The sequence below is a fragment of the Allokutzneria sp. NRRL B-24872 genome, assembly GCF_002155965.1.
Lineage (GTDB): Bacteria > Actinomycetota > Actinomycetes > Mycobacteriales > Pseudonocardiaceae > Allokutzneria.
The window spans coordinates 1-705 of sequence record NZ_MUMH01000452.1 but is presented as its reverse complement, the minus strand read 5'-3'; the positions used below and the strand labels follow the sequence as shown (position 1 = coordinate 705).

The window sequence follows — 705 nt, the reverse complement described above, 5'->3', positions numbered from 1 at the left end:
CCGCCGGGGCCTCCACCTTCAGTTCGAGCGTGAGGGTCGCGCCGCCCTCGGTCTCGATGCGCAACAGGAACGTGCCGACGGTGTCGTCCGCGTAGAGCTTCGGGAGCTTGAGGGCACCGTCCGCGTCGGTCTCCAGAGCGGTCAGCGTGCGGATCGGATTGCCCGCGGCGTCCTTGCCGAAGTAGGGGCCCTTGTCGTTCGCGGTGGGGTCGATGAGGGACTTGATCAGGGTCGCCTTGACGGCGACCTTGTCGGCGACCGCTCCCTTGTAGGTGGCCTTGACCCCGATCTGCTCGGCGAACTCGCCGTTGGCCACACAGGTCAGCGCGTCCGTGCCGGTGCGGGCGAGGGCGTCGGCCGCGCGGGCGGTGACGGTGACCTTGTGGTCGAGGGCGGTCACGGTACGGCCCACGACGGTGGACCGGACCGTGACGGTGCCGGTCTTCTCGCCGGCCACGAGCGCGGGGGCGGTGGCCTTGCCCGTGCTGTCGGTGATGACGGTCGCCACCTTCTCGCCGCCGAGGAACGTGGTGTCGCTGTCGCCGACGACGGTGAAGCGGACCCGGACCTTCGCGACGGCCTTGCCGGCCTTGGTCTCGGTGCGGGCGGCGAGCTTGCCGGTGAAGGTGTCCCCGGCCATGGCCGTGAGGGTCGACGCGCCCGCGTTCTCCAGGTGGTGCACGGTGTCCGTGGCGGGGGGCGGCG

The 705-nt window shown here is 71.5% G+C and carries 1 protein-coding gene; it reads right to left on the bottom strand.

All coding sequences use genetic code 11. From position 1 onward, the window contains the following. Positions 1-705, bottom strand: a 705-nt coding sequence (locus CCN37_RS38620; RefSeq protein WP_210408440.1) for a hypothetical protein, incomplete at both ends; no start/stop codon positions are given.